Origin of the sequence: Microcoleus sp. T3_D1, from assembly GCF_036700405.1 — a bacterium.
GTDB lineage: Bacteria > Cyanobacteriota > Cyanobacteriia > Cyanobacteriales > Microcoleaceae > Microcoleus.
In genome coordinates this window covers 85,864-107,226 of the sequence record NZ_JAUBOV010000013.1, presented here as the reverse complement: position 1 = coordinate 107,226, position 21,363 = coordinate 85,864, and the positions used below count along the sequence as shown (strand labels likewise).

Sequence of the window (21,363 nt, the reverse complement as noted above, 5' to 3'; positions counted from 1 at the left end):
CGAAGTTGGTCGCAAAAACGCGGTACAATGATCGACTCAGCTTGAATCCAGCCCTGACGGCAATAGAAAAACCATGCAGCCAGAACAAGAACAAGAAATTCTCAACCTGCGCGATCGCCAATTAACGCCCAAACAAATTGCCCGAAAGTTAGGATTGAAAGCATCCGAAGTCACTACGTTTCTTCAATCTCATGCAGAACAAACAGCCCTCGCTAGCGCCGAAAAAGGAGAGTTATTGCCCGTTGCTCAATGTCTCGTGGATGTAAATTTTGCGAAGGTATTGTTGGGGAATGAAACCTCTGAAACGAGCGGTTTGGGTTTAGTGGTGGTTACCCGTTCCAAGGGATACAATCGTTTTGTTACAGCCTCTTATTTGATCGACTACTGGTGTTTGGGAGTTAAGGATGCCATGCCGCCACGTAACTGCAACGATAGCCAATATAAAAATTTCGTTCAGCTTTCTTACTCGCAGTTTATGCAAGAGTACGAGGAGATTAGTTTAGAGCAAGCACAAGCCCTGGTTTGGGGCGCGATCGCTTATGCCAAAACATTAGGCTTTGAACCGCATCGCGATTTCGAGCAGTCGAAGGCTCATTTAGGAGAATCAACCAGCAAAATTGGCTTGAAATTCGGTCGCAATGGAAAACCTTGTTATATTGAAGGGCCTCACGATAATACAAGGAAAATTATCAATACGCTTAAAAACTCTGTGGGAGAGGGTAATTTCGATTACTTGTTCGGGATGGGGTAGAAATTGATACGGGGGAGCGTCAACCGCCAAACCACCAATCGTGATAAAATAAACATCGGTGTTACTGACAACTCCCCACAATGGATGAAACCCGCGCCCAAGCCTACCTGCAACTAATTCAAACACTCCTGACTTGCCCCAACGGCGAAGAAAATCAAATCTTTAATGCAAACTCGGAATTGGTGGATGCTGAGTTGGTGCAAATGATGCGGGTTGTTGCAGCCCAATTGTCGGAAAAAAATCAAGAAAATCAGGCTACTGTTTTATTACAAATGGCAACTCAAATAGCTCATTTCTTGGGAATGAACGATGAGGGAGATAGTGATGACTCTGAAGGTAAAAATCCCCAAAAATATATAAATTTTATCCTAAAATTATTGCAAATAGAACAAGATAGCGATAGCGATATTGCAGTAATTTACCCAATGCTCGGTCAACGGCAACATCTCCTCAATGCCCGTTTTTCTGAGAGTTTAGAGGAAGTGGCAGAGAATTTAATTTCCGCACATCCTGAAGCAAGTGAGTCAATAGTCGCCCTTATTGAAAACTTAAGTATTCATATTAGTAACTTTCCTCGCGGGAATAAAGCGAATAATCTTGAAATTGCCATTACTGGTTATCAAATAGTTTTAAATAATCGGGAACCGGGTCGCGAAAAATGGGGAGGGACTAAAAATAACCTAGCTATTGCCTACAGTAAAAGAATCAATGGCTTGCGGGCGGAAAATCTGGAACGGGCGATCGGCTTTTTTGAAGTGGCTTTAACCGTCTATACCCTTGAGGATTTCCGTGAACAATGGGCAATGACTCAAAATAACTTAGCCAATGCCTACCGTGAGAGAATCAACGGCTTGCGGGCTGATAATCTGGAACTGGCGATCGGCTTTTATGAGAGGGCTTTAACTGCCTATACCCTTGAGGATTTCCGTGAACAATGGGCATGGACTCAAAATAACCTAGCTAATACCTACAGTCACAGAATCAAGGGCTCGCGGGCGGAAAATCTGGAACTGGCGATCGACCGTTATGAGGCAGCTTTAACAGTTTATACCTTTGAGGATTTTCCTAAAGATTGGGCAGAGACTCAAAATAACCTAGCTATTGCCTACCATAACAGAATCAAGGGTTCGCGGGCCCAAAATTTGGAACGGGCGATCGGCTTTTTTGAAGCGACTTTAATAGTTCGTACCCTTGAGAATTTCCGTGAACAATGGGCTGAGATTCAAAATAACTTAGCCAATGCCTACCGTGAGAGAATCAATGGTTTGCGGGCAGATAATCTGGAACGGGCTATCAAGCTTTATGAGAAGGCTTTAACTGTCTTTACCCTTGAAGATTTCCGTGAAAAATGGGGAGGGACTCAAAATAACCTAGCTAATGCCTACTTATACAGAATCAACGGGGATCGGGCAGCTAATCTGGAACGCGCGATCGGCTTTTTTGAAGTAGCTTTAACAGTTTATACCCTTGAGGATTTCCCTGAAAAATTGGCATTGACTCAAAATAACCTAGCTATTGCCTACCATAACAGAATCAAGGGTTCGCGGGCGGACAATCTGGAACGGGCGATCCTTTATTACCGAGATGCACTTTCAATTCGTACTCGCGAAGCTTTCCCGCAAAACTATGCTGAAACCTTATTTAATTTAGGGCTTGCCTATCGAGAAGTTCCCGATTTACAGCTAGCTTACCATACTTTTGCCACCGCCATTGATACCGTAGAGTTACTACGGGGTGAGATTCATTCTGGAGATGAAAGCAAACAAAAACTCGCCGAAGAATGGAATAAACTTTATCGAAATATGGTCGAAGTTTGCCTAAAGCTAAAAAACTACACCGAAGCCATAGAATACGTCGAACGCAGCAAAGCCCGCAACTTAGTCGAACTCCTCGCCACCCGCGACTTATACCCCAAAGGGGATATTCCCGAAACCGTTATCAACGAACTCTCGCGCCTGCGTCGAGAAATTGATGCCGAACAGCGCCGACTAGACAACCAACAGACAAATCGTAACAGCAACGGCGGCACAATATCGGGAGAACGCAGCCTCCAAATCGACAGCCTACAAACTACCAGCCGCGATTCTACAAATCTCACCCAATTGCGGCAACAACTCGACGAACTTCTCGTCCGTGACATCCAACCCATCGACCCCGACTTCCTGCTGACTCAAGAAGTTAAAGGCATCTCCTACAGCGATATTCAAGCCCTCACAACAGAAAACACTGCTATCGTTGAGTGGTACATCCTGGGCGACAAATTCCTCACATTCATCATCACTCCTCAATCACCAAATCCTATAGTCTGGCAATCTTCAAAAGCCGACTTTCAAACCTTGGTAAATTGGGGCGAGGAATATCTCAGAGATTACCAAAAGGAAGATAAAACCCAATGGCGGGAAAACCTAGCCCCTCGCCTCCAAAGCCTATCTGAAATATTGCATATCAATGAAATTCTGGGGAGAGTACCCAAACACTGCGATCAATTAATTTTAATTCCCCACCGTTTCCTGCACCTGTTCCCCCTTCACGCCTTGCCGGTTAGCCGTGAAATCTGGCAGCGCTTTAACCCAGAAACCCAGTCTCCTGAACCCGCCAATCCCTGCTTGCTAGATTGCTTCAAACAAGGTGTCAGCTATTCTCCCAGTTGCCAACTGCTGCAACAGGCACAAAGGCGAAAACGCCCCAATTTCACTCACCTATTTGCCGTCCAAAACCCCACCAATGACCTTCAATTTACAGACTTAGAAGTGCCAGCGATTAGTCAGCATTTCCACCCCAAAGATATCCTCGTCAAAAATGATGCCAAAAAATCGGTCATAGATGACAGCCGCCTCCGCATTGCCCACTGCGCCCATTTTAGCTGTCACGGCTATTTTAACTTTCAACAACCTTTGCTATCAGCCTTACTTCTAGCCGATAGCGAATTAGACCCGCCTTCCCCAGAAGAAAACCCCACTCGCTATCTACCCTTACGAAATGGCAAAATCCTCGACCTCACCAAATGCCTCACCTTAGCAGACATCTTTGCCCTCGACTTCCGAGAATGCCGCCTAGTTGTGCTCTCCGCCTGCGAAACCGGCATCAGCGACTTTAACAGCATCAGCGATGAATATATCAGCTTACCTAGCGGTTTCCTGGTAGCCGGCAGTTCCAGTGTAGTACCGACGTTGTGGGCAGTCAACGATTTGTCAACCTCATTTTTGATGATAAAATTTTATCAGCTTCTCAAAGCCGGGTTAAGCGTCTCCCTTGCCCTCAATACTGCCCAACTTTGGCTGCGAGATGCTACTAAAGAAGATTTGCAGGTATGGACAAAGCAACTTCCCCTACATCGCGTCGAAAAAGCAACCCTGTACGATATGCTTAAGAAGATAAGCTCTAAAGAAATACGACCTTTTCAATCGCCCTATCATTGGGCTGCATTTTGTTCAGTTGGTCAATAGGAATCTGAGAATGATGCTCGAAGGTAGTCTGAAGAATATCCACGCCTTTATATACCTAATCAAAAATCAGCCCGATCTGTTTTTGATTGAAAATAGAGATGAAAACCTCAAACAGGCAAGTGTTAATTTCGGAGAAACAGAGGACGATATTGCTGATAACATCCTTGAATGGTGTGAAAACTATGCCGACATTGACAACGCATTATCCCTGACTCGCCAAGGATTAGATTCGGGGGAAATCCAATTAACGGATCGCCTGCCAGGAACAACCAAACCAATAGCTCCACCACCGCCTCCACCTCCCAAAGTTTCCAGAGAAACGCTATTAAATGCAATCCAAGAAAGTTTCCCCAACCAGCCAAAATAGCACTCAGGGTCTAGGTGATGAACAATCCTGAATTGACAGGCAAACTTGCCAACCCCAAACTAACACTGTTTGCCTTTCATTTGTGCAAAAACCTGGCAAAAGGGGATAAACAACCTCTAGACAATTCTGACCATTTATGGCAAAAATGCGTTGCTTTGGGACACCTGCTGCAAACAAATCCGCAATTCGATTCTTTACCGGAAAAGCTGAGCAATAGAAACAGCCAAAATAGCCAACAGAGCGACTATCTTGAACTATACGAGTCAGATGGCGATAGATTTGTATCATTTACAACTGTTAGCCAACCGGATAAACTGCCCCTGACAGGCGAAATTTACCCGCTGCAACTTCACGACACTTACGCACTTGATTTCACCCTACGTTCCCCGAATTATACAGTAGAAATCAACCAACTGAGCAACCTAAACTTTCAAGGTTGTCTGCTACCTTGCGAAATCCAAGCATCAGTGGGACAAACCCTAGTATTATTTGCTAAACCTGTTGATTTTGCTGGCAATTATCAAGATTTAGCAGTAGCTTGTGTAGACGCTTTGTTTCTAGATTCACAGCTTGAGCAGCCAAAACCCTATTTAATCGGTGACGGAAAACTTCTAGGTAGTCCCATTTTTGAATTTGACAACAGTCAAGAAAATCCGAGATTAAAGTGTCATATCCTAGTCTGGTTAGATACTGATGAAAAAACTTCCGAGATAGAAGAATTAGGTGATTATTACCGTCCCCTGATTAATTTGTTATGTTGTCGCAGTAAAATCCTTTATGTCTATTACCAAGCGCATCGGTGCAACGAGGAAGCGAGAAAACTGTACAGTCAATTAGAGGAAAAAGTAGCAGAATTTAGCTATTTAAAATCAGATAGAGAGCAACGTCTGGAACAACTAGAAGGCTGGCTGACAGAACTCCCTAAAATCGGATTGAATTATGCGCGGTATTTGCGAGATATAGAACTTCACCAGATTGCAATTGAAACGAATGTTGTAAACTATAGTTATTGGCTCAAAAAACTTAGCGATTGCAGCGTAGAAGAAATCGATAACTTAGATTTTTTACAAGAATTTATTGACGGGAGTTGCAAGACTTTTCAGCAACAGATTAAACTCAATATGAGTTATCTTACCGCCGGGAAGGAATTGTTTCAACAGATGATTGAAACAATCCGAGGCATTATGGAAGTTGATGCTCAAAAACAACAGGTAAAGTACGAGAAAAATGAAAGAGATAGCGATCGCAATTTACAAATAACTATAGCCGTTGTCGGTGTGGGTATAGGGGTTGCGGGGGTTGTTTCCAGCAGCTACACCTTGGCTGTAGACAAACCTTGGGCACCGCCTTCTTTCCAGTATCCTCTGCCGCTTCATCCCTTCTTTAGTGCTATTATAGTTAGTTGCTTATGCGGTGGAGTCTTGGGAGGGCTTGCTTTGCTGACTGCTCGTAAAGTGCTAAAATCATCATCCGATAGGCAAAGTGTATCTGGTTCCCAAAATCCACCAGTTAATCCTGTTTTGCAGGAAGGGGAAGAAGTGCGATCGACCAGAGATACAGAAGTTCGATAAGATAGAATTAGGTTCGCCACTGATTAAGCCAGCGGACTTGCCCTTTCCAATCAGCAGCTTGTGTTTCTGAAAGCAGGCGATCGAGCGAAGCAATTAGACTAGATAATGTCCAACTGTTTTGAGCAGCCAAAATGATGCCACCATGTTCTGGATAACGCTGAGCTAAAACCTGAAAATCCCGGATATTAAACGTAAAAATACACCGCCCTCGCGCTGTTGCTTCTAGCAATTGAGCCTCATCGCTAGCATCTAAAGCCATCCACTCAGTCGGTGTCCGAGTGACATCGTGACTGCGAGATAAAAGGGCGGCTTGCAAAGCTTTAATAGAGGTATCGGCATCTAGATGCAATAGCGGTTTAGACATTAGCAGCTTCGATAATTTGCTCAGCCGCAATAGATGCGTCTATTTCTTGATAGTGAGCCGCATAAAAAGCGAGAACATCGTTCACTTGAGCTTCACTTAAGTCATACTCAGTGGCAATTTGGTTGGGAGAAAAACCCCATTTCTGCGCTGCGATGACTACTGTTTGCACCCGCAACCGAGTGCCGCGCAAAACGGGAACGAGTTCGCCGCTAGCGCCGCGCACATAGGTGATTTCAGGAAAAGCCGGATCGTCATTCCGCTGGTTGAGGGTAGCGACTTTTTCGGCTACAGCCCAGAGGATAAACTGATCGAACGAAATGCCTTGTAGTGTTGCCAATTTTTCAGCTTCTTGCTGTAACTGAACGGGTAAGTTTAAGGCGTAGGATGTCATCGATCTAACTTCCGTTTGCTAATATAATTTCATCGGTTCATTCTTTAACAACTTCCATCAACTCCTCAATCAAAACATCGAGGGTGCGAGCTATTTTTTGAATGGATGTGATATCAACCGTTGCTAGTCCTTCCGATCGAGCATAGTGCCTGACTGTGCTGTACGGAACCTCCGATCGATCGGCAACATCCTTTAGCGTCCATCCTTTTTCGTCAGCCAACTCTCGGATTCGGAACCTAACTAACCCTATTCTACTTGACAAACGATAAGTATCTATGTTTCTAATTCAAACACAATAGTCGATCGACAGTTAAACAGTATTTTGTATGGTGCGGATCTGTCAGAAGTCCGCGCGTGCGAAGCTATCCCGTAGGGAATCGCACTTAAAGATATCTGATGAATCCGCACCCGAGGTACTCACCCACCAATCAAAGAAACCGGGTTTTTTACCAAATCTTCGCCTGTAACCAAATATTCTCGCAAAAACCCGGTTTCTGCCCACCCACCCATCAAATACAAAACAACTGCCGACAGCCAAAACTGTCAACAGTTGTTTTATATATTCAATGCGGATGGCGAGACTCGAACTCGCAAGGACATAATGCCACACGCACCTCAAGCGTGCGCGTATACCAATTCCGCCACATCCGCTCTTTCTAGCAATCTCCGGGATTTTTGCGTTACGAGTTAAAGATTCACAGGTTGAGGTTCCTGGCATTTAACTTGTGACTTGCCCTTTGACACCGCCGATTTACAATCATAGCACCACTACCAGCAAAATGTAAAATAAATTTTTGTGAACAATTTCTGCAAAACGATTATCCAGAACATACCGAAAGGCATTATTGTACAGAATATTGAGTGAATTAAGCAGCGAAGATGGGGTTCTCGAAAATTTTAATCGCTAATCGGGGAGAAATAGCTCTCCGCATATTGCGGACCTGCGAGGAAATGGGGATTGCCACGGTCGCCGTACACTCCACCGTAGATAAACACGCCCTGCACGTCCAGTTGGCAGACGAAGCCGTTTGCATCGGCCCCCCCACCAGCAGCAAAAGCTATTTAAACATCCCCAACATCATCGCGGCCGCCCTGACACGCAACGCCGCAGCCATTCACCCCGGTTACGGCTTCCTCGCCGAAAACGCCCGATTTGCCGAAATCTGCGCTGACCATCAAATTACCTTCATCGGGCCGTCTCCGGCAGCAATGCGGGCGATGGGCGACAAATCCACCGCCAAAGAAACTATGCAGCGGGTGAAAGTCCCCACTGTTCCCGGTAGCGACGGATTGCTGGCAGACGATCGCGAAGCTTTGTCGATCGCCCGCGACATCGGCTATCCTGTGATGATCAAAGCCACCGCCGGCGGTGGAGGCCGCGGGATGAGGCTAGTTAGAGAACCCTCGGAACTCCCCAAACTATTCTCAGCAGCCCAAGGCGAAGCCGACGCAGCCTTCGGCAACCCCGGACTTTACCTCGAAAAATTCATCGAAAAACCCCGGCACATCGAAATCCAAATCCTCGCCGACAACTACGGTAACGTCATCCACCTCGGCGAGAGAGATTGTTCGATTCAGCGGCGACACCAGAAACTCCTCGAAGAAGCCCCCAGCCCCGCCCTCAGCCAGAAACTGCGAGATCAAATGGGTCACGCTGCCATTGCCGCCGCCAAATCCATCAACTACACGGGTGCGGGCACAGTCGAATTTTTACTTGACAAATCGGGCAAGTTCTACTTTATGGAAATGAACACCCGCATCCAAGTAGAACATCCCGTCACCGAGATGATTACAGGCCTCGACTTGATAGCCGAACAAATCCGCATCGCCCAAGGAGAAAAACTGCAAATCAAGCAAAACCAAGTAATTCTCAACGGCCACGCGATCGAGTGTCGCATCAACGCCGAAGATCCCGATCGCAACTTCCGCCCTCACCCCGGCATAATCAGCGGTTATTTGCCTCCCGGTGGCCCCGGCGTGCGGATGGACTCTCACGTCTACACCGATTACGAAATACCCGCTTACTACGATTCTTTAATCGGTAAAGTAATTGTATGGGGGCGCGATCGACCGACAGCCATCCGCAGGATGAAACGGGCATTGCGGGAATGCGCCATCACCGGCGTCCCCACCACCCTGGGCTTCCACCAAAAAATCCTCGATTCCCCCGAGTTTCTCAGCGGCGAAGTTTACACCAATTTCGTCGAACAGTTCTTGAACCAAAACAGTCATTAGTCACTTGGCCGTTGGCAGTTGGCAGTCAACCGCCAACAGTCAACAGTCAACAGTCAACCGCCAACCGCCAACTCCTACATCATCATCGTCAGTAGCCCTTGCTGGCCGAGAATCATTTCTCGCAGCAAGCTACAGATACCGACCCAAATAATCGGCGTAATGTCCACCCCGCCGATCGGCGGTACAATCTTTCTAGTTACGGCTAAAAAAGGTTCCGTGGGCCAAGCAATCAGACTCAACGGCAACTTGCTCAGGTTCACCTCGGGATACCAAGTCAGGACGATCCGAAAAATAAATAGCAAAGTCATCACCACTAGGACAGAGCCCAGAATCCAACTTGCAACGGTAATACCAGTCATGGGTCTTATCTCGAAATTTTAAGTTTTGTTAAGTCAGCCCTTCAGAATTTTAACCGTTTCACAGGTGCGATCGAAAGTATAAAATTAATAAAAATCAAATTGTTGTAACAAAGGCTTTGAATCTATGACTCCTTCTCTCGCGAACTTTTTGTACAGCCTGCTGGTGGGCGTGACAGTGGTAGTGATTCCAGCAACGATCGCCCTGATCTTCATCAGCCAAAAAGACAAAATCAAGCGCACCTAAAAAGTCAGCGGGTTTCTAAGTCCGGCGCTGCAAGTCAATTTTCGGCTACACGTCGGGCATTTCCCCAATCCGAGAAACCTCAGATGAGAGCAACTCAGAAGGCCAAACCTTCAGTTGACTGCCAAGCTGAGGTTTTTTCCCGTTAAACTCATTATTATAGTCACTTCCCAAGCTGAAACCCTGACCGGACGCTGCCCCAGAAAGCACAGTCGGGCTGACAGACGTGTAACTAAAAGCAGTTTACACGACTTTAACAGATATAGTGGACATATCGGACAAACTCAAATAAAATAAAAAGTGTTTTTCCAGAAGAATGCCATGCCGTATGTCACACCAAGAGAAGCAGCTAAGGCTTTGGGAGTTAACCCCAGAACCCTTGCCCGATGGTCAGAAGATGGCCTCATCAAGACCATCAAAACCGAGGCAGGACAAAGACGTTACGATATTGCCGAATATCTCAAACAAAAATCCGGTACAACTGAGCTTGCTCGACGTTCTACAGTTTTGTACGCCAGAGTCTCAACATCCAGCCAAAGAGACGATCTCAAAAGACAAACTGAGGCACTTACTACAAGTTACCCAGGCTGTGAAGTCATCACAGAAATTGGATCGGGACTCAATTTTAGGCGGCGAAAGCTTAACGCCATTCTGGAACGAATTATCAGCGGCGATATCCAATGTCTTGTCGTTGCCCACAAAGACAGACTTGCCCGATTTGGCTTCGACCTCATCGAATGGCTGTGTGAAAAATTCGATTGTAAACTCGTGGTTCTCTACCAGCAAAAATACAGTCCACAGGCAGAACTCGTGCAAGATATGTTGTCAGTCGTCCACTGTTTCAGCTCAAGGCTTTACGGACTCCGTAAGTACGAAAAACAACTCAGGGAAGACTCGGAAATACAAAAACAAAAAACGACACTCACAGAAATTGACAGCGAAATTAGCCCCGAACTCTGTGAAGAAAATTCGGGTTTATCCTGGTAGCAAGCTCAACTCAATTTGGCGACATTGGTTAGCCGGTTGTCGCTTTGTTTACAACCATTGCATAGAGGCTTTGAAAAATGGCTTCCGAGGTAGCAGCTATGATTTAGAAGCCCAAATCCTTAACGATTTGCCAGATTGGTTGAAAACAGTACCGAGACACCCCAAAGCCAACGCTGTACAAGATGCTTACGACGCTTGGAGGCAAGCAAAAGCCAATAATGGTGAAGCAAAGTTTCGTAGTTGTCGCCAATCAGTAGCCACCATTAAATTTAAAAAGGGGAATTACATCAAAGGCACGTGGTTCCCTCAACTAACCAAAGGATGTGCTTTTGACTCTTCCCAACCACTGCCAGATTCTTGCGAGTATGGCACCCAGTTAGTGCGAGACAGGCGACGTTGGTTTGCTGTGGTTCCCGAGCATATTTCCACAGAAACAACTACCCAGAATAAGGTAATTGCGCTCGATCCTGGGGTGCGAACATTTTTAACTGGTTACGACGGAGAAACGGTTTTAGAGATTGGCAAGGGAGACATAGAGCGAATCGTGAGATTATGCTTTCACCTTGACAAATTAATTAGCCGTGCCTACCAAAAACAAGTTAGGACTAAGCAACGCCGTTCTTTACTTCGTGCTGCTGATAAAATCCGGCTCGATGTTCGCAATTTAGTGGATGAACTTCATCGCCAAACTGTTAGTTACTTAGTCCGTAATTACAAGGTGGTGTTTATCCCCACTTTTGAAACATCCTCCCTGGTGTTGAGAGCAAAAAGGCGGATTCATACTAAATCTGTACGGTCAATGCTAACTTGGAGCCATTACAGATTTAAGCAGTTACTAATAGCTCTGGCTAAACGTTCCGGCGTCTTAGTCGTAGAAACTAACGAGGCTTATACGTCTAAAACCTGTGGCAAGTGCGGTCACGTTCATGCCAGATTGGGCGGCAACAAAATCTTTAAATGTCCTGAGTGCGGTTATATTGCCGACCGGGATGCAAACGGTGCTTTTGGTATCATGCTAAAAGCTCATGAAGGGTACGCCCTTCACCCTTGCGGGTGATGCTATCGAGGTATTTTCAGGTGTCCGAGAAATCCAAAATGTCTGAAATGTATCGCGTAAATGTACCACTTAATGATAGATGTAAAATCTAACTCGCTAACATAGGAAAGACATAGGAGATAGGCTAATGGTCAATTTAGGATTGAACTGGAGCAGCCTGTTAGGGATTATCCTAGCAGTAGCAGGGGCAGGACTGTATTTTCTGCGATCGTGGCGTCCCAAACTAGCCCGAGACCACGATATTTTTTTTGCAGCCGTCGGCTTGCTGTGCGGCGGTATTCTATTATTTCAAGGATGGCGGCTTGACCCAATTCTGGCATTCGGTCAGTTCCTGCTCAGCGGTACCGCCATATTTTTTGCAACAGAAAGCATCAAGCTGCGAGGAGCGACCACAGCCCAAGCCAAAACTCGCGCCCAATACGTAGATGAAGAGCGACCGGTCAGCAACGCCTACGGTTACGACGGCTACGATTCCGAAATGGAACAGCTAGAACCAGAGGAAGACTATCCGCCGCGTCCCCGCATCAGAGGCAGCCAAGACTACCGTTCCTCTCGTGAAGCCTACGACGACGAACCCCGCCGCCGCCCCTCGAATCGCAACGGCAGCGTTAACACCGGACGGCCCGACTCGCCCGATCGATCCTCGCGCAAACGTCCCTCTCGCCCCGAAGCCCCGCCAGCCCAAGAGTCTGACAACTGGGACGTTTCAGACAACCCCGAAGAAAGACCGACCCGCAGCCGCAGCAGTCGCCCCCCTGCTTCGGAAAACCGCAGTTCCGATACGCCGCCGAGAACCAAAAAACCCCGTCCTACGGAATCATCCAGGTCTCGCCCCAGCAACCGCGACGTGGAAGCACCGCCGTCAGATTACGTGGAGTATCGACCTGTAGAATACCCGGAAGACCAACCGGATAATTCCCCCAGTTTCGACAAATAGGCACATAGTAAGTAGATGGGTGAAACTAAACTTTTATCCTGTAGCTCTGGCTTGGGAAACCGCAGAACTCTAAGTTGCGTTTATTGATACCCATCTACTTATTATCAGATATTAAATTTATTAAAAAGACTGTAAATTGCGAGTGTGAAAGCGCAGACAAACGCAGACATACACAAATCAAAGCTAATTATTTTGTAAAAAAAATTTAAGATACCGAACCTATGGAACTAATCGACAGCATAATAATCTAAATATAAAATCCCAAATCTCAAATCAGCAAGATGGCATTACTCGAAATAGGAGATCCGGCTCCCTGGTTTTCCATTCCTTCTACAAATAACCCCTTATTTCATTTCTCAACCGTTGCCGGCCGGCGAATCGTGCTGTTTTTCTTTGCCAGCGCAGCTTTTGAACAAATCCAAGTTATCCTCAAAAGCTTTCAAGAGCTTTCAGAAGAATTCCAAAGCTTGCAAGTACCGAGGTTCGGAGTGAGCGTTGACCCAGCAGACAAAGAACAAAACAAACCGACAACAATTGCTCCGTCATTCATCTTTTTCTGGGACTTAGATAAAAAAGTCAGCCAGCAGTACGGTGTTTTCCGAGATGTCGAAGAAAATGGAGTTGCCGGAGTTCACTATGCACCCCAAACTTTTGTTCTCAACGAAAACCTTCAGGTAATTAATATTTTGCCGATGGGCGAACCGCACCAACACGCCCAACAAGTATTAGATTTTCTCAAAACTTTGCCCCCAATTGAGGAAGCCAGAGCAGCCACTCGCCACGCCCCGGTGTTGGTAATTCCTAACGTTTTGGACAAAGCATCTTGCCGCAGTTTAATCGATATGTACAAAACTCACGGTGGCAGTCCTTCCGGCTTTATGAGGCAAATAGGCGGGAAAACAGTTGGTCTGCACGACGACACTTTCAAGAAGCGCCGAGATTTCTTTATTGAAGACCCGAAGTTACAGCAGCGATTGAGTGCGATTATTTGGCGCCGGGTGCGGCCGGAAGTAGAAAAAGCTTTTCAGTTTACAATTACCAGGTTTGAGCGGTATTTGATAGGTTGTTACGATGCTGACAGCGGCGGTTATTTTCTGCCGCACCGCGACAACACTAGCAAAGCTACGCTGCACCGCAGGTTTGCGATGACGCTAAACTTGAATGTGGGAGAGTACACGGGGGGATTTTTACGGTTTCCAGAGTACGCGCCGCACGGTTATAAAGGGGATTCGGGCACGGCGATTATTTTTTCGTGTTCTTTGCTGCATGAAGCGACGCCGGTGATTAGCGGCCAGCGTTTTGCTTTGCTGTCTTTTTTCTACGGCAATGAGGATGCTGCGCTACGAGAAGCTAATTTTAAGTATTTAGCTGCTGATTCAGATTCCCGAATTGGAGAACCGGCGTGAGGAATGTCACTACCGTGGTACAAGTCCTAAAATAATTACAGAAGGTAGTTAGCGGTTAACCACAAAACCTAATTCCTAGCTACCGATCGCTAAATACTAAAATCGATCGCCATGAATTTCAAACTTCTAAGTTTAGCAGTATCGGGAATTTTAACGGTTGGGGTTGCAGCCAGCGCTGCTGCAGTTGTTACGACATCCCCTGTGCGGCAATCAACAGATTTAAAGGAATTTAACTCGGTGCATTCCCAGGGTGCGATCGCCCAAAATGTCGAAGAACAAACCAATATTCGAGTCTACGAAAAGGCTAGTCCAGCGGTTGTGACGGTTGATACAGATAAATCTAACGGCAGCGGCACAATTATCAGCCCCGACGGCATGGTGTTAACTAACGCCCACGTTGTTTCGGCAGGCGGTACGGTCAATATCATTTTGTCAGACGGCAGAAAACTTGTCGCCGATGTCATCGGATTCGGCGAAGAAGGTCTAGACCTAGCCGTGGTGAAGATTCGCGGTCAAAACAATTTGCCCACCATTCCTTTAGCCCGTCCCGGTTCGGTGAAAGTCGGGCAACAAGCATTTGCGATCGGCAATCCATTCGGTCAATTTCAAGGTACTTTTACAGTCGGAATCGTCAGCCGCATCGACCAGCAGCGGGGCTTAATTCAAACCGACGCCGCCATCAATCCCGGCAATTCAGGAGGCCCACTGCTCAACAGTTCAGGAGAATTAATCGGCGTCAATACTTCTATTTTTACTCGCGGTCGGGGCGGTGGCAGTATCGGTATCGGTTTTGCAATTTCCGCAGACAAATTACCCGCTTTCCTGACAGCGGTGCGAGAAGGGCGAGCTCCCCGCGTGGCTCAAGCCCGATCGCCCTTTGGTGGCAACAAATCACCTCAAAAAGTTGCGTTAAACGGGCCCGCCGTCAGCGGCCTCCTCACCGACAAGTCTAGCGTTCTGCCCACCGACAACAGCTTTTTTGACCTCTACTCGTTTGAGGGAAAAGCGGGCCAGCAAATCACAATAGAAATGAAAAGTCAAGAAATTGACCCTTATTTAATTTTGCTCGGGCCCAACCAGCGGGAAATCGCGCAAGACGATGACGGGGCCGGGAATAAAAACGCCAGAATTACAGTCAGGCTGCCAGCAGACGGGACTTACACGTTAGTTGCAAATTCCTACCAAGCTAAGCAGTCAGGGGCTTATACGTTACAACTGAAAGCGAGTGCTCCTACCGCGCCTTCTCGGGCGATTTTGCAAGAAGAAGGCGCTTTAGTCGCAGGCGGCCCAGTATTGCCGTCTGACAACAGTCTGTATCGAGAGTATACTTTTGAAGGTCGAGCTGGTCAGTCTGTAGCCATTTCCCTCGAAAGTACAGATTTCGAGCCGTATGTGGCTATCATTGGCCCTAACGACCGATTACTGGCACAAAATGACGAAGGGAGCGATTCGACTAAAAATGCGTTTCTAAGCGTTACTTTGCCCGCTACGGGTCGCTATCGCGTATTTGTCAATGCTTACGATGCTTCGGGCCGGGGTCGTTACACTCTAACTGTCCGGTGAAAATTGGGCATGGGGCATGGGGCATGGGGCATGGGGCATGGGGCATTGGTAGCACCTAACAAATAATCCATGACTACTGACTACTGACTACTGACTTCTTCCTTCCTTCTTCGTTGCAAATCGAGGTAATTCATGCGTCAAGTTAGATTTTGGGCGATCGCGCCAATTGCTCTACTAGCTACTTTTTCTGGCAAGCCAACTGTCTCCCTGCCAGTTTCAAATTTAGGTGGAGTTGCTAACAGTAGTTCCACCCTCATTTCAGCAGAATTTCCTCAAAATTTAACTGATGCGAAGCCTGCTGGCAAGGCGGTTTTAGCTCAAGCAAGCCCCAAGCCATCGCCATCACCACAGAGTTCGCCAACTCAAAGTCCAACTGTAGAACCTCGATCGAGCCCTGATGCGGGTTCATCTAAGGTCATTTTAGAGCAAAACGGAGAACTCAGCCCTGCTAAGTCTTCTGTACTGCCCTCGGACAGCAGTTTGTACGATGAGTATACCTTTGAAGGCACTCAGGGTCAAAAAGTGATTATTACCGTAGAAAGTACCGAGTTTGATACTTATCTCGCTATTTTCAACTCCCAGGGGGAGCTACTTGGAGAAAATGATGATGCGACGCAGCAAAATTCCAATTCAGAGCTTACTGTTACCTTGTCTGCGAACGGTCGCTATCGCGTCATTGTCAACGCTTACGATCCGCCTCCAAAAGGTAGAGGCAAGTACAGTTTAACCGTCCGTGAAACAACTGGAAATTAGTTTGAACGAAACTTGGGAGTCAGGGCACGGCATTGCCGTGTCCCTATAATTCAAGGACGATCGCACTTACTTGTAGTGCGATCGACTTTTGTAAATTTATATGTTGGCGTGCAATTCTAAAACTCATAATCTTGTACATCTAATTTTTACACCAGTAAAGTTAAAGTTTTGGCATTTAACTTACGGGTTTCCAGCGACAGATAGACTCTGGTTTGAGCGGGCAAATTTGGGAAACGATCGGGTTGAGACCGAGGGAGAGAAAAGTTAGTTTAGTCAAAGATGCTAGCGGTTTGATGTCACCGATCTGATTGCTTTCGAGTGTGAGTCCCGTCAGATTAGTCAAAGATTGTAAGGGTTTGATGTCGGTGATTTTATTGTTGATCAGACCGAGTTCAGTCAGCCTAGTCAAGGATTCTAGCGGTTTAAGGTCGCTGATTTGATTGGCACCGAGGTGGAGTTCAGTCAGCTTAGTCAAGGATTCTAGCGGTTTGAGGTCGCTGATTTGATTGGCGCCGAGGTCGAGTTCTGTGAGTCGGAAAAGTTCTCGATCGGCCTCATCGCACTCAGTAGTCCTTGCTTTCTGCAACAGCACCTCAACAGTATGTTTAGCTTCAAGACTCAAATCAGCCTTTTTGCGACACCAATCCGCAAATGTTTGTCCACTCTTTCCGGGTTGCCTCTTTGCGACTAACGGGGAAGGTTTATTGAATTCGATGATTTCATTGCCACTGAGGACGAGGTGTGTCAGTTTAGTCAAAGATTTTAAGGGTTTGATGTCGCTGATTTTATTGTCACCCAGATCGAGATCGATTAGTTTAGTCAAAGATGCTAGCGGTTTGATGTCGCTGATTTGGGTAAAGCTGAGGTCGAGTTCAGTCAGCTTAGTCAAAGATTGTAAGGGTTTGAGGTCGCTGATTTTATTGCCTCTGAGGTTGAGTACAGTCACATTAGTCAAGGATTCTAGCGGTTTGATATCGCTGATTTTATTGCCTCTGAGGTTGAGCACAGTCAGGTTAGTCAAGGATTCTAGCGGTTTAATATCGCTGATTTCATGGCTGCGGAGGCTGAGTTCCGTGAGCAGAGAAAGTTTCTGATTAGCCTCATCGCATTCAGTAGTCCCTGCTTTCTGCAACAGCACATCAACAGTACGTTTAGCTTCAGGAATCAAAGAAGCCCGCTGGCGACACCAATCAGCAAATGTTCGTCCACTGTTTCCCGGTTTCGGTTCGGAGATTAAGGTGGAAGATCCATTTCCGCATGATGCTAGGACGATCGCGCTACAAGTAACTACTATCCACTTGGGTAAATTCATATGTTTGTATGCCACTATAAATGTTATAATTTGGTACCTCTAATTTGATAAAGTGTATTTCCAATAACTCTTAAAAATCAAAAGAAAGCTGAAATATAGATAATTTTTCAGCTTCCTTTTTTAATTGATTTTGATTAATTTAACGCAGGCCCAGCCAGGTAAAAAAATCCTGGCGGGTGAAGAATTCTAGCAGCAAAAGTCCCACGAACCCCACCATCGCAAATCGTCCGTTGATTTGTTCGGCGTAGGCATTCCACCCAAAGGCTGGTTCTGGTTTTGGGGTATTTGGGGTTGTCGGTTTTGGGGATGGAGGAGTTTTAGCAGTCATTTAAAAGTTTTAAGGTAATTGCTCAACTAGGGGAAAAAAGGGAGCCATCAGTAGAGAGAGCTTGTTGAATAGATTGATAAGCAGTTAAACCCTGACGCTTGCCAGTATTAACAACTGAACGAACGGCAGCAAACAAATCTCGCCCCCATTCCGAACGGAAGCCATTGGTCACACGGCGAAATATCACGCTCATCCGAATCGCCTGTTCACTACTATTATTCGTTGGTGGAATCCCCGCCTCTTCCAGAAATAGAAATAAATTGTCCATCAGCCCACCGTAACGTTTTCGTAACCGTATACCATCCGGATGCTGTGGTGCTAAATCCAAAATTTTGGTTAATCTTTCCTGTAAATTTTCTCGATATCTCAAGAGTCTGGTATCGTCGATTTTTTCTCGTCTTCGATGGATAATAAAAGCCCTCAATAATAACCTCTTCATCGCTGGGGCAAAAATCCTGTCTCCAGCATCAATCGCATATTGGCAATCCCGCAATTGATGAGCCAAACACACTTGCCATTGTGGTGCTGGGTGATTTTTTTGAGCGCTCAATAAATCTGACACCCAGATATCGGGACGATGTTCTGCGAGAACTTCGTTAATTACCCCAGTCCCTCGGCTCGCGCGGATGACGTGTAAACAAACATCCTGGTTCTGAAATACCCACTCCCACTGATTCTGTCCGTTAACTCTCGCACTCGTTTCATCTGAACAAATTAATTTTGCCCGCCGCAACCGATGGAGTATTTGAGTTACTTGGTCATCTAAACTCGTTTTGACTTTTGCCAACAGGTTTGCGATTGCTCCTTCTGATATCTTGAGTCCAAAGACAGATGCCAATATGGACGATAGCCGTTCGTAGCTGATGGCATGAGTGTAACGGAGATATGTAACTAAGCTTTGAATTGAACTGCCAAACGGTGAACCTGGTTCCATTCCCAATGGTACAGGTGCAACATATTCGGTCTGACAGCAGGCACACTGACCACCATAACGTTCGATGCGGGTGATGATGGGGCGAATTGGCGGTAGTTCGATTTTTTCGTAGACGGATTGCAATTTTTGGGTGGCGGCGGTGACTTTCTCTCCACACTGGGGGCAATTTTTGACTTGGGCGATGATTGTTTGGTCGGGATGAGGATGTATTTCTCTTCCCCCTCCGACTCTTCCTAGGCTTCTTTGTCTTTTTATTCCTTGAATTTTCGACGGCTTAATGTTCGGCTTGAATCCTTGGGATGGTGGAGTGCTGGAATTTTTGCTAGTTTTGGTGGGAGATGAGCCTGGTTTTGGTTCGTATGTGGCTAATGCTGCGCTAAGTTTTTGGATTTCTTGCCATAGCTCTACTATCAAGGCTTCTTTTGCCTCGTTCGATAGTTGCTTTAAGTCGGGGAGTTTTTCCATTCCTTTATCTAATGTCTATCTCGTCTTCTTGTCAAGGGGGTTGAGCAATTACGTTTTAAGTTTCGAGTTGTGAGTGATGATTTTGGGGAAGCTTTGCGATCGCACAACTTGTAATTTACCAGGAAAAGGACAGCCTATCGCTAATCTGCTGACTTTTCTAAACTTTGAACCGATTCGATCAGATTTCGCACGGTTTCGGTACCTTCTGAAGGCTCAAAAAACAGCGGGAACTTGCCGCGAGCGATCATTCTCAAACCCAACGGGCCCAGACTCAGCAAACCTTTAACATCGCGGAAGTAGTTTCCTACTACTTCGATGCCAAATTTGCGCTCGTCTATCCAGCCCCCTTCTTTGACGAGATTGATTAAAACTTTGCGGTGGCGGATCGATCGACTGGCTTGGTCGTCTTTGCGATCGAGAATCTCTTGTTTAATCTTACCAATTTGATCCATCGGCGCAACTTCCATCGGACAAACCGAGTTGCAGTAGTAACAGCGGGTGCATCCCCAGACGCCTGCGGTGCCTTGGTTGTATTTTTCGATCCGATTTTCGGTTTCGCTGTCGCGGGAGTCGGCGATCGTGCGGTAAGCTTTGGCGAGGGCGTGGGGGCCGACAAATTCCGGGTTGACTTCGCGGGCGTTGCACTCAGAATAGCACGCACCGCAGAGGATGCAGTTGCCAGTTTGGTCGAGTTTCGATCGCTCTTGTGGAGTTTGCAGAAATTCGCGTTCTGGAATTGCTCGCGAGGCTGTGCTGACATAGGGTTCAACTGCTTCTAGGTTGTCCCAAAAACTGGTCATGTCAACAACCAAATCTTTAATAACCGGCATATTTCCCATTGGGGCGACGGTGATTTCTGGGATGAAATCGGTAGGCATTTCTGCTGAGCTGGAATCAGCTATTTTTTGCAGTCTTGCGAGTTCGCTGGCTACATTTTCTTTGCAAGCTAATGCCGATCGACCGTTAATTCGCATAGAACAACTGCCGCAAATTGTATTGCGGCAATTTTTGCGAAAAGCTAAAGTGCCGTCGTGTTCCCACTTGATGCTGTTGAGGCAGTCTAGGATGGTATTGCTCTCTTCCACATCTAGGGTGTAAGTGTGAACCCGGGGAGCCTCGTTTTGATTTTGGCGGACTACGTTAAAGCGGACTTTCATATTTTGAGTAAGGAATTTAGTTTCTATTTTAAGCTAAATTTTTGGTCTCTCTAGAAACCTATTATTTTTTTAACAACTACCGAAAGTAAGAGATTTTTAAAGTTTTATTATTGTTTGATAAACATCAATAATTCTCAAGTTATAAATCCTAAATTTCCACTTTTTTAAGCGGATCTGTGAGCTATTAATTGGAGATAAAAGTAATTAATCGCTGCAATTCGCTAGTCGGAGGTGCGTGATGTCCAGCTTGTTTGTATTAACTTTCATGTTTTCCACACCGGCTTTTTGTCTGGGTCTGCTAAATCCTCAATGGGTGGGACTGGGAACTCGCCAGCGATCGGCTGCCTTGTACGGCGGCTTGATGGCAGTTTCGTTCGTTTTGCTTGGGGTTACAGCACCTAAGCCGCCGCAAGCAGTTTCATCGGGGCTGCTGGCCTCAACTGAATGGCCAGAATTGAGGGTCAGCGCACCTTTGCGCTGAAAGTAGCTGGGGGTATGCTTCTCACTTTTTTGGCAGCATTACAAGAAATTTTACCAGGACTTACGCCCGGTTGGGGCGAGAAACTTAGTTTTTTAAGAAAAATACTTGGTTCTACTCATTTATATCAATTCCGGTAGCATCCCAATAGTAAAATCCCGTCAACAGTCAACAATCTAATTCATCGGCGTTAATCTGTGTTAATCGGCCTGTATCTGCGGTCAAAAAAATATAATTTATTTACCGCATATGACAAGGGAT

21 protein-coding genes and 1 tRNA gene are annotated in these 21,363 nt (G+C 46.3%); 13 read left to right on the top strand and 9 right to left on the bottom strand.

The annotated features are described in order from the left end of the window. Nucleotides 1–73: 73 nt before the first annotated feature. The 4 genes from QT992_RS08915 to QT992_RS08900 all read left to right on the top strand — a co-directional run bounded on the left by QT992_RS08915 (nt 74) and on the right by QT992_RS08900 (nt 6,135). Nucleotides 74–751 carry a DNA-binding response regulator gene (locus tag QT992_RS08915; protein ID WP_333336088.1) on the top strand — a complete coding sequence of 226 codons (678 nt, stop codon included), beginning with the start codon at nt 74–76 and terminating at the stop codon, nt 749–751. An 80-nt stretch (nt 752–831) separates the two neighbouring features. Beyond that, nucleotides 832–4,197 (top strand): CHAT domain-containing tetratricopeptide repeat protein, encoded by a 3,366-nt coding sequence (locus tag QT992_RS08910; protein ID WP_333336085.1) that lies wholly within the window; start codon nt 832–834, stop codon nt 4,195–4,197. 10 nt (nt 4,198–4,207) lie between these two features. Further along, a complete protein-coding gene (locus QT992_RS08905; RefSeq protein ID WP_333336082.1) occupies nt 4,208–4,564 on the top strand; it encodes a hypothetical protein in 357 nt (118 codons plus the stop codon). Nucleotides 4,565–4,581: 17 nt separating this feature from the next. Next, the gene (locus QT992_RS08900) at nt 4,582–6,135 is read left to right on the top strand and encodes a hypothetical protein (protein ID WP_333336079.1); all 1,554 of its coding nucleotides are present in this window, start codon (nt 4,582–4,584) and stop codon (nt 6,133–6,135) included. A 7-nt stretch (nt 6,136–6,142) separates the two neighbouring features. On the opposite strand, the gene QT992_RS08895 is transcribed toward QT992_RS08900, so the two are convergent. The 4 genes from QT992_RS08895 to QT992_RS08880 form a co-directional block, all read right to left on the bottom strand. Further along, complete coding sequence (locus QT992_RS08895) at nt 6,143–6,499, bottom strand: DUF5615 family PIN-like protein (protein WP_333127850.1); 357 nt, start codon at nt 6,497–6,499, stop codon at nt 6,143–6,145. Next, on the bottom strand, nt 6,492–6,890 hold the full coding sequence (locus QT992_RS08890; RefSeq protein WP_333315677.1) for a DUF433 domain-containing protein: 399 nt from the start codon (nt 6,888–6,890) through the stop codon (nt 6,492–6,494). The genes QT992_RS08895 and QT992_RS08890 overlap by 8 nt, the downstream gene beginning before the upstream one ends. A 37-nt stretch (nt 6,891–6,927) precedes the next feature. Next, nucleotides 6,928–7,140, bottom strand: coding sequence for a helix-turn-helix domain-containing protein (locus QT992_RS08885; protein ID WP_006634859.1), 213 nt, complete (start codon nt 7,138–7,140; stop codon nt 6,928–6,930). Between the two features lie 317 nt (nt 7,141–7,457). Continuing rightward, nucleotides 7,458–7,541, bottom strand: a tRNA-Leu gene (locus QT992_RS08880). Nucleotides 7,542–7,769: 228 nt separating this feature from the next. Here QT992_RS08880 and accC point away from each other — a divergent pair. Next, complete coding sequence (gene accC / locus QT992_RS08875; RefSeq protein ID WP_333051901.1) at nt 7,770–9,125, top strand: acetyl-CoA carboxylase biotin carboxylase subunit; 1,356 nt, start codon at nt 7,770–7,772, stop codon at nt 9,123–9,125. A gap of 74 nt (nt 9,126–9,199) precedes the next feature. Here the strand turns inward: accC and QT992_RS08870 are convergent, their stop codons facing one another. Further along, nucleotides 9,200–9,484, bottom strand: coding sequence for a YggT family protein (locus tag QT992_RS08870; RefSeq protein ID WP_006634856.1), 285 nt, complete (start codon nt 9,482–9,484; stop codon nt 9,200–9,202). A gap of 124 nt (nt 9,485–9,608) precedes the next feature. Between QT992_RS08870 and psbX the strand changes: the two genes are divergently transcribed. From psbX to QT992_RS08835, 7 genes are all read left to right on the top strand, one after another. Continuing rightward, nucleotides 9,609–9,728: a photosystem II reaction center X protein gene (gene psbX / locus QT992_RS08865; RefSeq protein ID WP_333041933.1), complete on the top strand. Its 120-nt coding sequence runs from the start codon at nt 9,609–9,611 to the stop codon at nt 9,726–9,728. Between the two features lie 318 nt (nt 9,729–10,046). Next, nucleotides 10,047–10,712: an IS607 family transposase gene (locus QT992_RS08860; protein WP_333315679.1), complete on the top strand. Its 666-nt coding sequence runs from the start codon at nt 10,047–10,049 to the stop codon at nt 10,710–10,712. After that, complete coding sequence (locus QT992_RS08855; RefSeq protein ID WP_333315680.1) at nt 10,684–11,769, top strand: transposase; 1,086 nt, start codon at nt 10,684–10,686, stop codon at nt 11,767–11,769. Before QT992_RS08860 ends, QT992_RS08855 begins: the two co-directional genes overlap by 29 nt. A 127-nt stretch (nt 11,770–11,896) precedes the next feature. Then, nucleotides 11,897–12,706, top strand: a complete 810-nt coding sequence (locus QT992_RS08850) for a Ycf66 family protein (RefSeq protein ID WP_333315681.1) — start codon at nt 11,897–11,899, stop codon at nt 12,704–12,706. Between the two features lie 281 nt (nt 12,707–12,987). Next, nucleotides 12,988–14,112, top strand: coding sequence for a redoxin domain-containing protein (locus tag QT992_RS08845; protein ID WP_333336073.1), 1,125 nt, complete (start codon nt 12,988–12,990; stop codon nt 14,110–14,112). Nucleotides 14,113–14,223: 111 nt separating this feature from the next. Continuing rightward, a complete protein-coding gene (locus tag QT992_RS08840) occupies nt 14,224–15,675 on the top strand; it encodes a trypsin-like peptidase domain-containing protein (protein WP_333376854.1) in 1,452 nt (483 codons plus the stop codon). A gap of 132 nt (nt 15,676–15,807) precedes the next feature. Continuing rightward, the gene (locus QT992_RS08835) at nt 15,808–16,428 is read left to right on the top strand and encodes a pre-peptidase C-terminal domain-containing protein (RefSeq protein WP_333376853.1); all 621 of its coding nucleotides are present in this window, start codon (nt 15,808–15,810) and stop codon (nt 16,426–16,428) included. A 175-nt stretch (nt 16,429–16,603) separates the two neighbouring features. Here QT992_RS08835 and QT992_RS08830 read toward each other — a convergent pair whose 3' ends face one another. From QT992_RS08830 to QT992_RS08815, 4 genes are all read right to left on the bottom strand, one after another. Next, entirely contained in the window at nt 16,604–17,740 is a 1,137-nt protein-coding gene (locus QT992_RS08830; RefSeq protein WP_333376851.1) for a leucine-rich repeat protein, read from the bottom strand. A gap of 139 nt (nt 17,741–17,879) precedes the next feature. Continuing rightward, nucleotides 17,880–18,068: a chlorophyll a/b-binding protein gene (locus QT992_RS08825; RefSeq protein WP_333051883.1), complete on the bottom strand. Its 189-nt coding sequence runs from the start codon at nt 18,066–18,068 to the stop codon at nt 17,880–17,882. A 22-nt stretch (nt 18,069–18,090) separates the two neighbouring features. After that, entirely contained in the window at nt 18,091–19,467 is a 1,377-nt protein-coding gene (tnpC, locus tag QT992_RS08820) for an IS66 family transposase (protein WP_333376849.1), read from the bottom strand. A gap of 140 nt (nt 19,468–19,607) precedes the next feature. Then, entirely contained in the window at nt 19,608–20,624 is a 1,017-nt protein-coding gene (locus QT992_RS08815; RefSeq protein ID WP_333336070.1) for a succinate dehydrogenase/fumarate reductase iron-sulfur subunit, read from the bottom strand. Between the two features lie 238 nt (nt 20,625–20,862). Here QT992_RS08815 and QT992_RS08810 point away from each other — a divergent pair, with 238 nt between their 5' ends. Then, nucleotides 20,863–21,105, top strand: coding sequence for a hypothetical protein (locus QT992_RS08810; RefSeq protein ID WP_333336067.1), 243 nt, complete (start codon nt 20,863–20,865; stop codon nt 21,103–21,105). The last annotated feature ends 258 nt before the right edge of the window (nt 21,106–21,363 follow it).

Excerpts from the sequence above, each read along its gene's own strand:
- QT992_RS08890 (WP_333315677.1), bottom strand. The coding sequence starts at position 6,890 with ATGACATCCTACGCCTTAAACTTACCCGTTCAGTTACAGCAAGAAGCT.
- QT992_RS08910 (WP_333336085.1), top strand. The coding sequence starts at position 832 with ATGGATGAAACCCGCGCCCAAGCCTACCTGCAACTAATTCAAACACTC.
- QT992_RS08845 (WP_333336073.1), top strand. The coding sequence starts at position 12,988 with ATGGCATTACTCGAAATAGGAGATCCGGCTCCCTGGTTTTCCATTCCT.
- tnpC (WP_333376849.1), bottom strand. The coding sequence starts at position 19,467 with ATGGAAAAACTCCCCGACTTAAAGCAACTATCGAACGAGGCAAAAGAA.
- QT992_RS08870 (WP_006634856.1), bottom strand. The coding sequence starts at position 9,484 with ATGACTGGTATTACCGTTGCAAGTTGGATTCTGGGCTCTGTCCTAGTG.
- QT992_RS08825 (WP_333051883.1), bottom strand. The coding sequence starts at position 18,068 with ATGACTGCTAAAACTCCTCCATCCCCAAAACCGACAACCCCAAATACC.
- QT992_RS08900 (WP_333336079.1), top strand. The coding sequence starts at position 4,582 with ATGAACAATCCTGAATTGACAGGCAAACTTGCCAACCCCAAACTAACA.
- QT992_RS08850 (WP_333315681.1), top strand. The coding sequence starts at position 11,897 with ATGGTCAATTTAGGATTGAACTGGAGCAGCCTGTTAGGGATTATCCTA.
- QT992_RS08860 (WP_333315679.1), top strand. The coding sequence starts at position 10,047 with ATGCCGTATGTCACACCAAGAGAAGCAGCTAAGGCTTTGGGAGTTAAC.
- accC (WP_333051901.1), top strand. The coding sequence starts at position 7,770 with ATGGGGTTCTCGAAAATTTTAATCGCTAATCGGGGAGAAATAGCTCTC.
- QT992_RS08835 (WP_333376853.1), top strand. The coding sequence starts at position 15,808 with ATGCGTCAAGTTAGATTTTGGGCGATCGCGCCAATTGCTCTACTAGCT.
- QT992_RS08895 (WP_333127850.1), bottom strand. The coding sequence starts at position 6,499 with ATGTCTAAACCGCTATTGCATCTAGATGCCGATACCTCTATTAAAGCT.
- QT992_RS08830 (WP_333376851.1), bottom strand. The coding sequence starts at position 17,740 with ATGAATTTACCCAAGTGGATAGTAGTTACTTGTAGCGCGATCGTCCTA.
- QT992_RS08810 (WP_333336067.1), top strand. The coding sequence starts at position 20,863 with ATGTCCAGCTTGTTTGTATTAACTTTCATGTTTTCCACACCGGCTTTT.
- psbX (WP_333041933.1), top strand. The coding sequence starts at position 9,609 with ATGACTCCTTCTCTCGCGAACTTTTTGTACAGCCTGCTGGTGGGCGTG.
- QT992_RS08840 (WP_333376854.1), top strand. The coding sequence starts at position 14,224 with ATGAATTTCAAACTTCTAAGTTTAGCAGTATCGGGAATTTTAACGGTT.
- QT992_RS08905 (WP_333336082.1), top strand. The coding sequence starts at position 4,208 with ATGATGCTCGAAGGTAGTCTGAAGAATATCCACGCCTTTATATACCTA.
- QT992_RS08815 (WP_333336070.1), bottom strand. The coding sequence starts at position 20,624 with ATGAAAGTCCGCTTTAACGTAGTCCGCCAAAATCAAAACGAGGCTCCC.
- QT992_RS08915 (WP_333336088.1), top strand. The coding sequence starts at position 74 with ATGCAGCCAGAACAAGAACAAGAAATTCTCAACCTGCGCGATCGCCAA.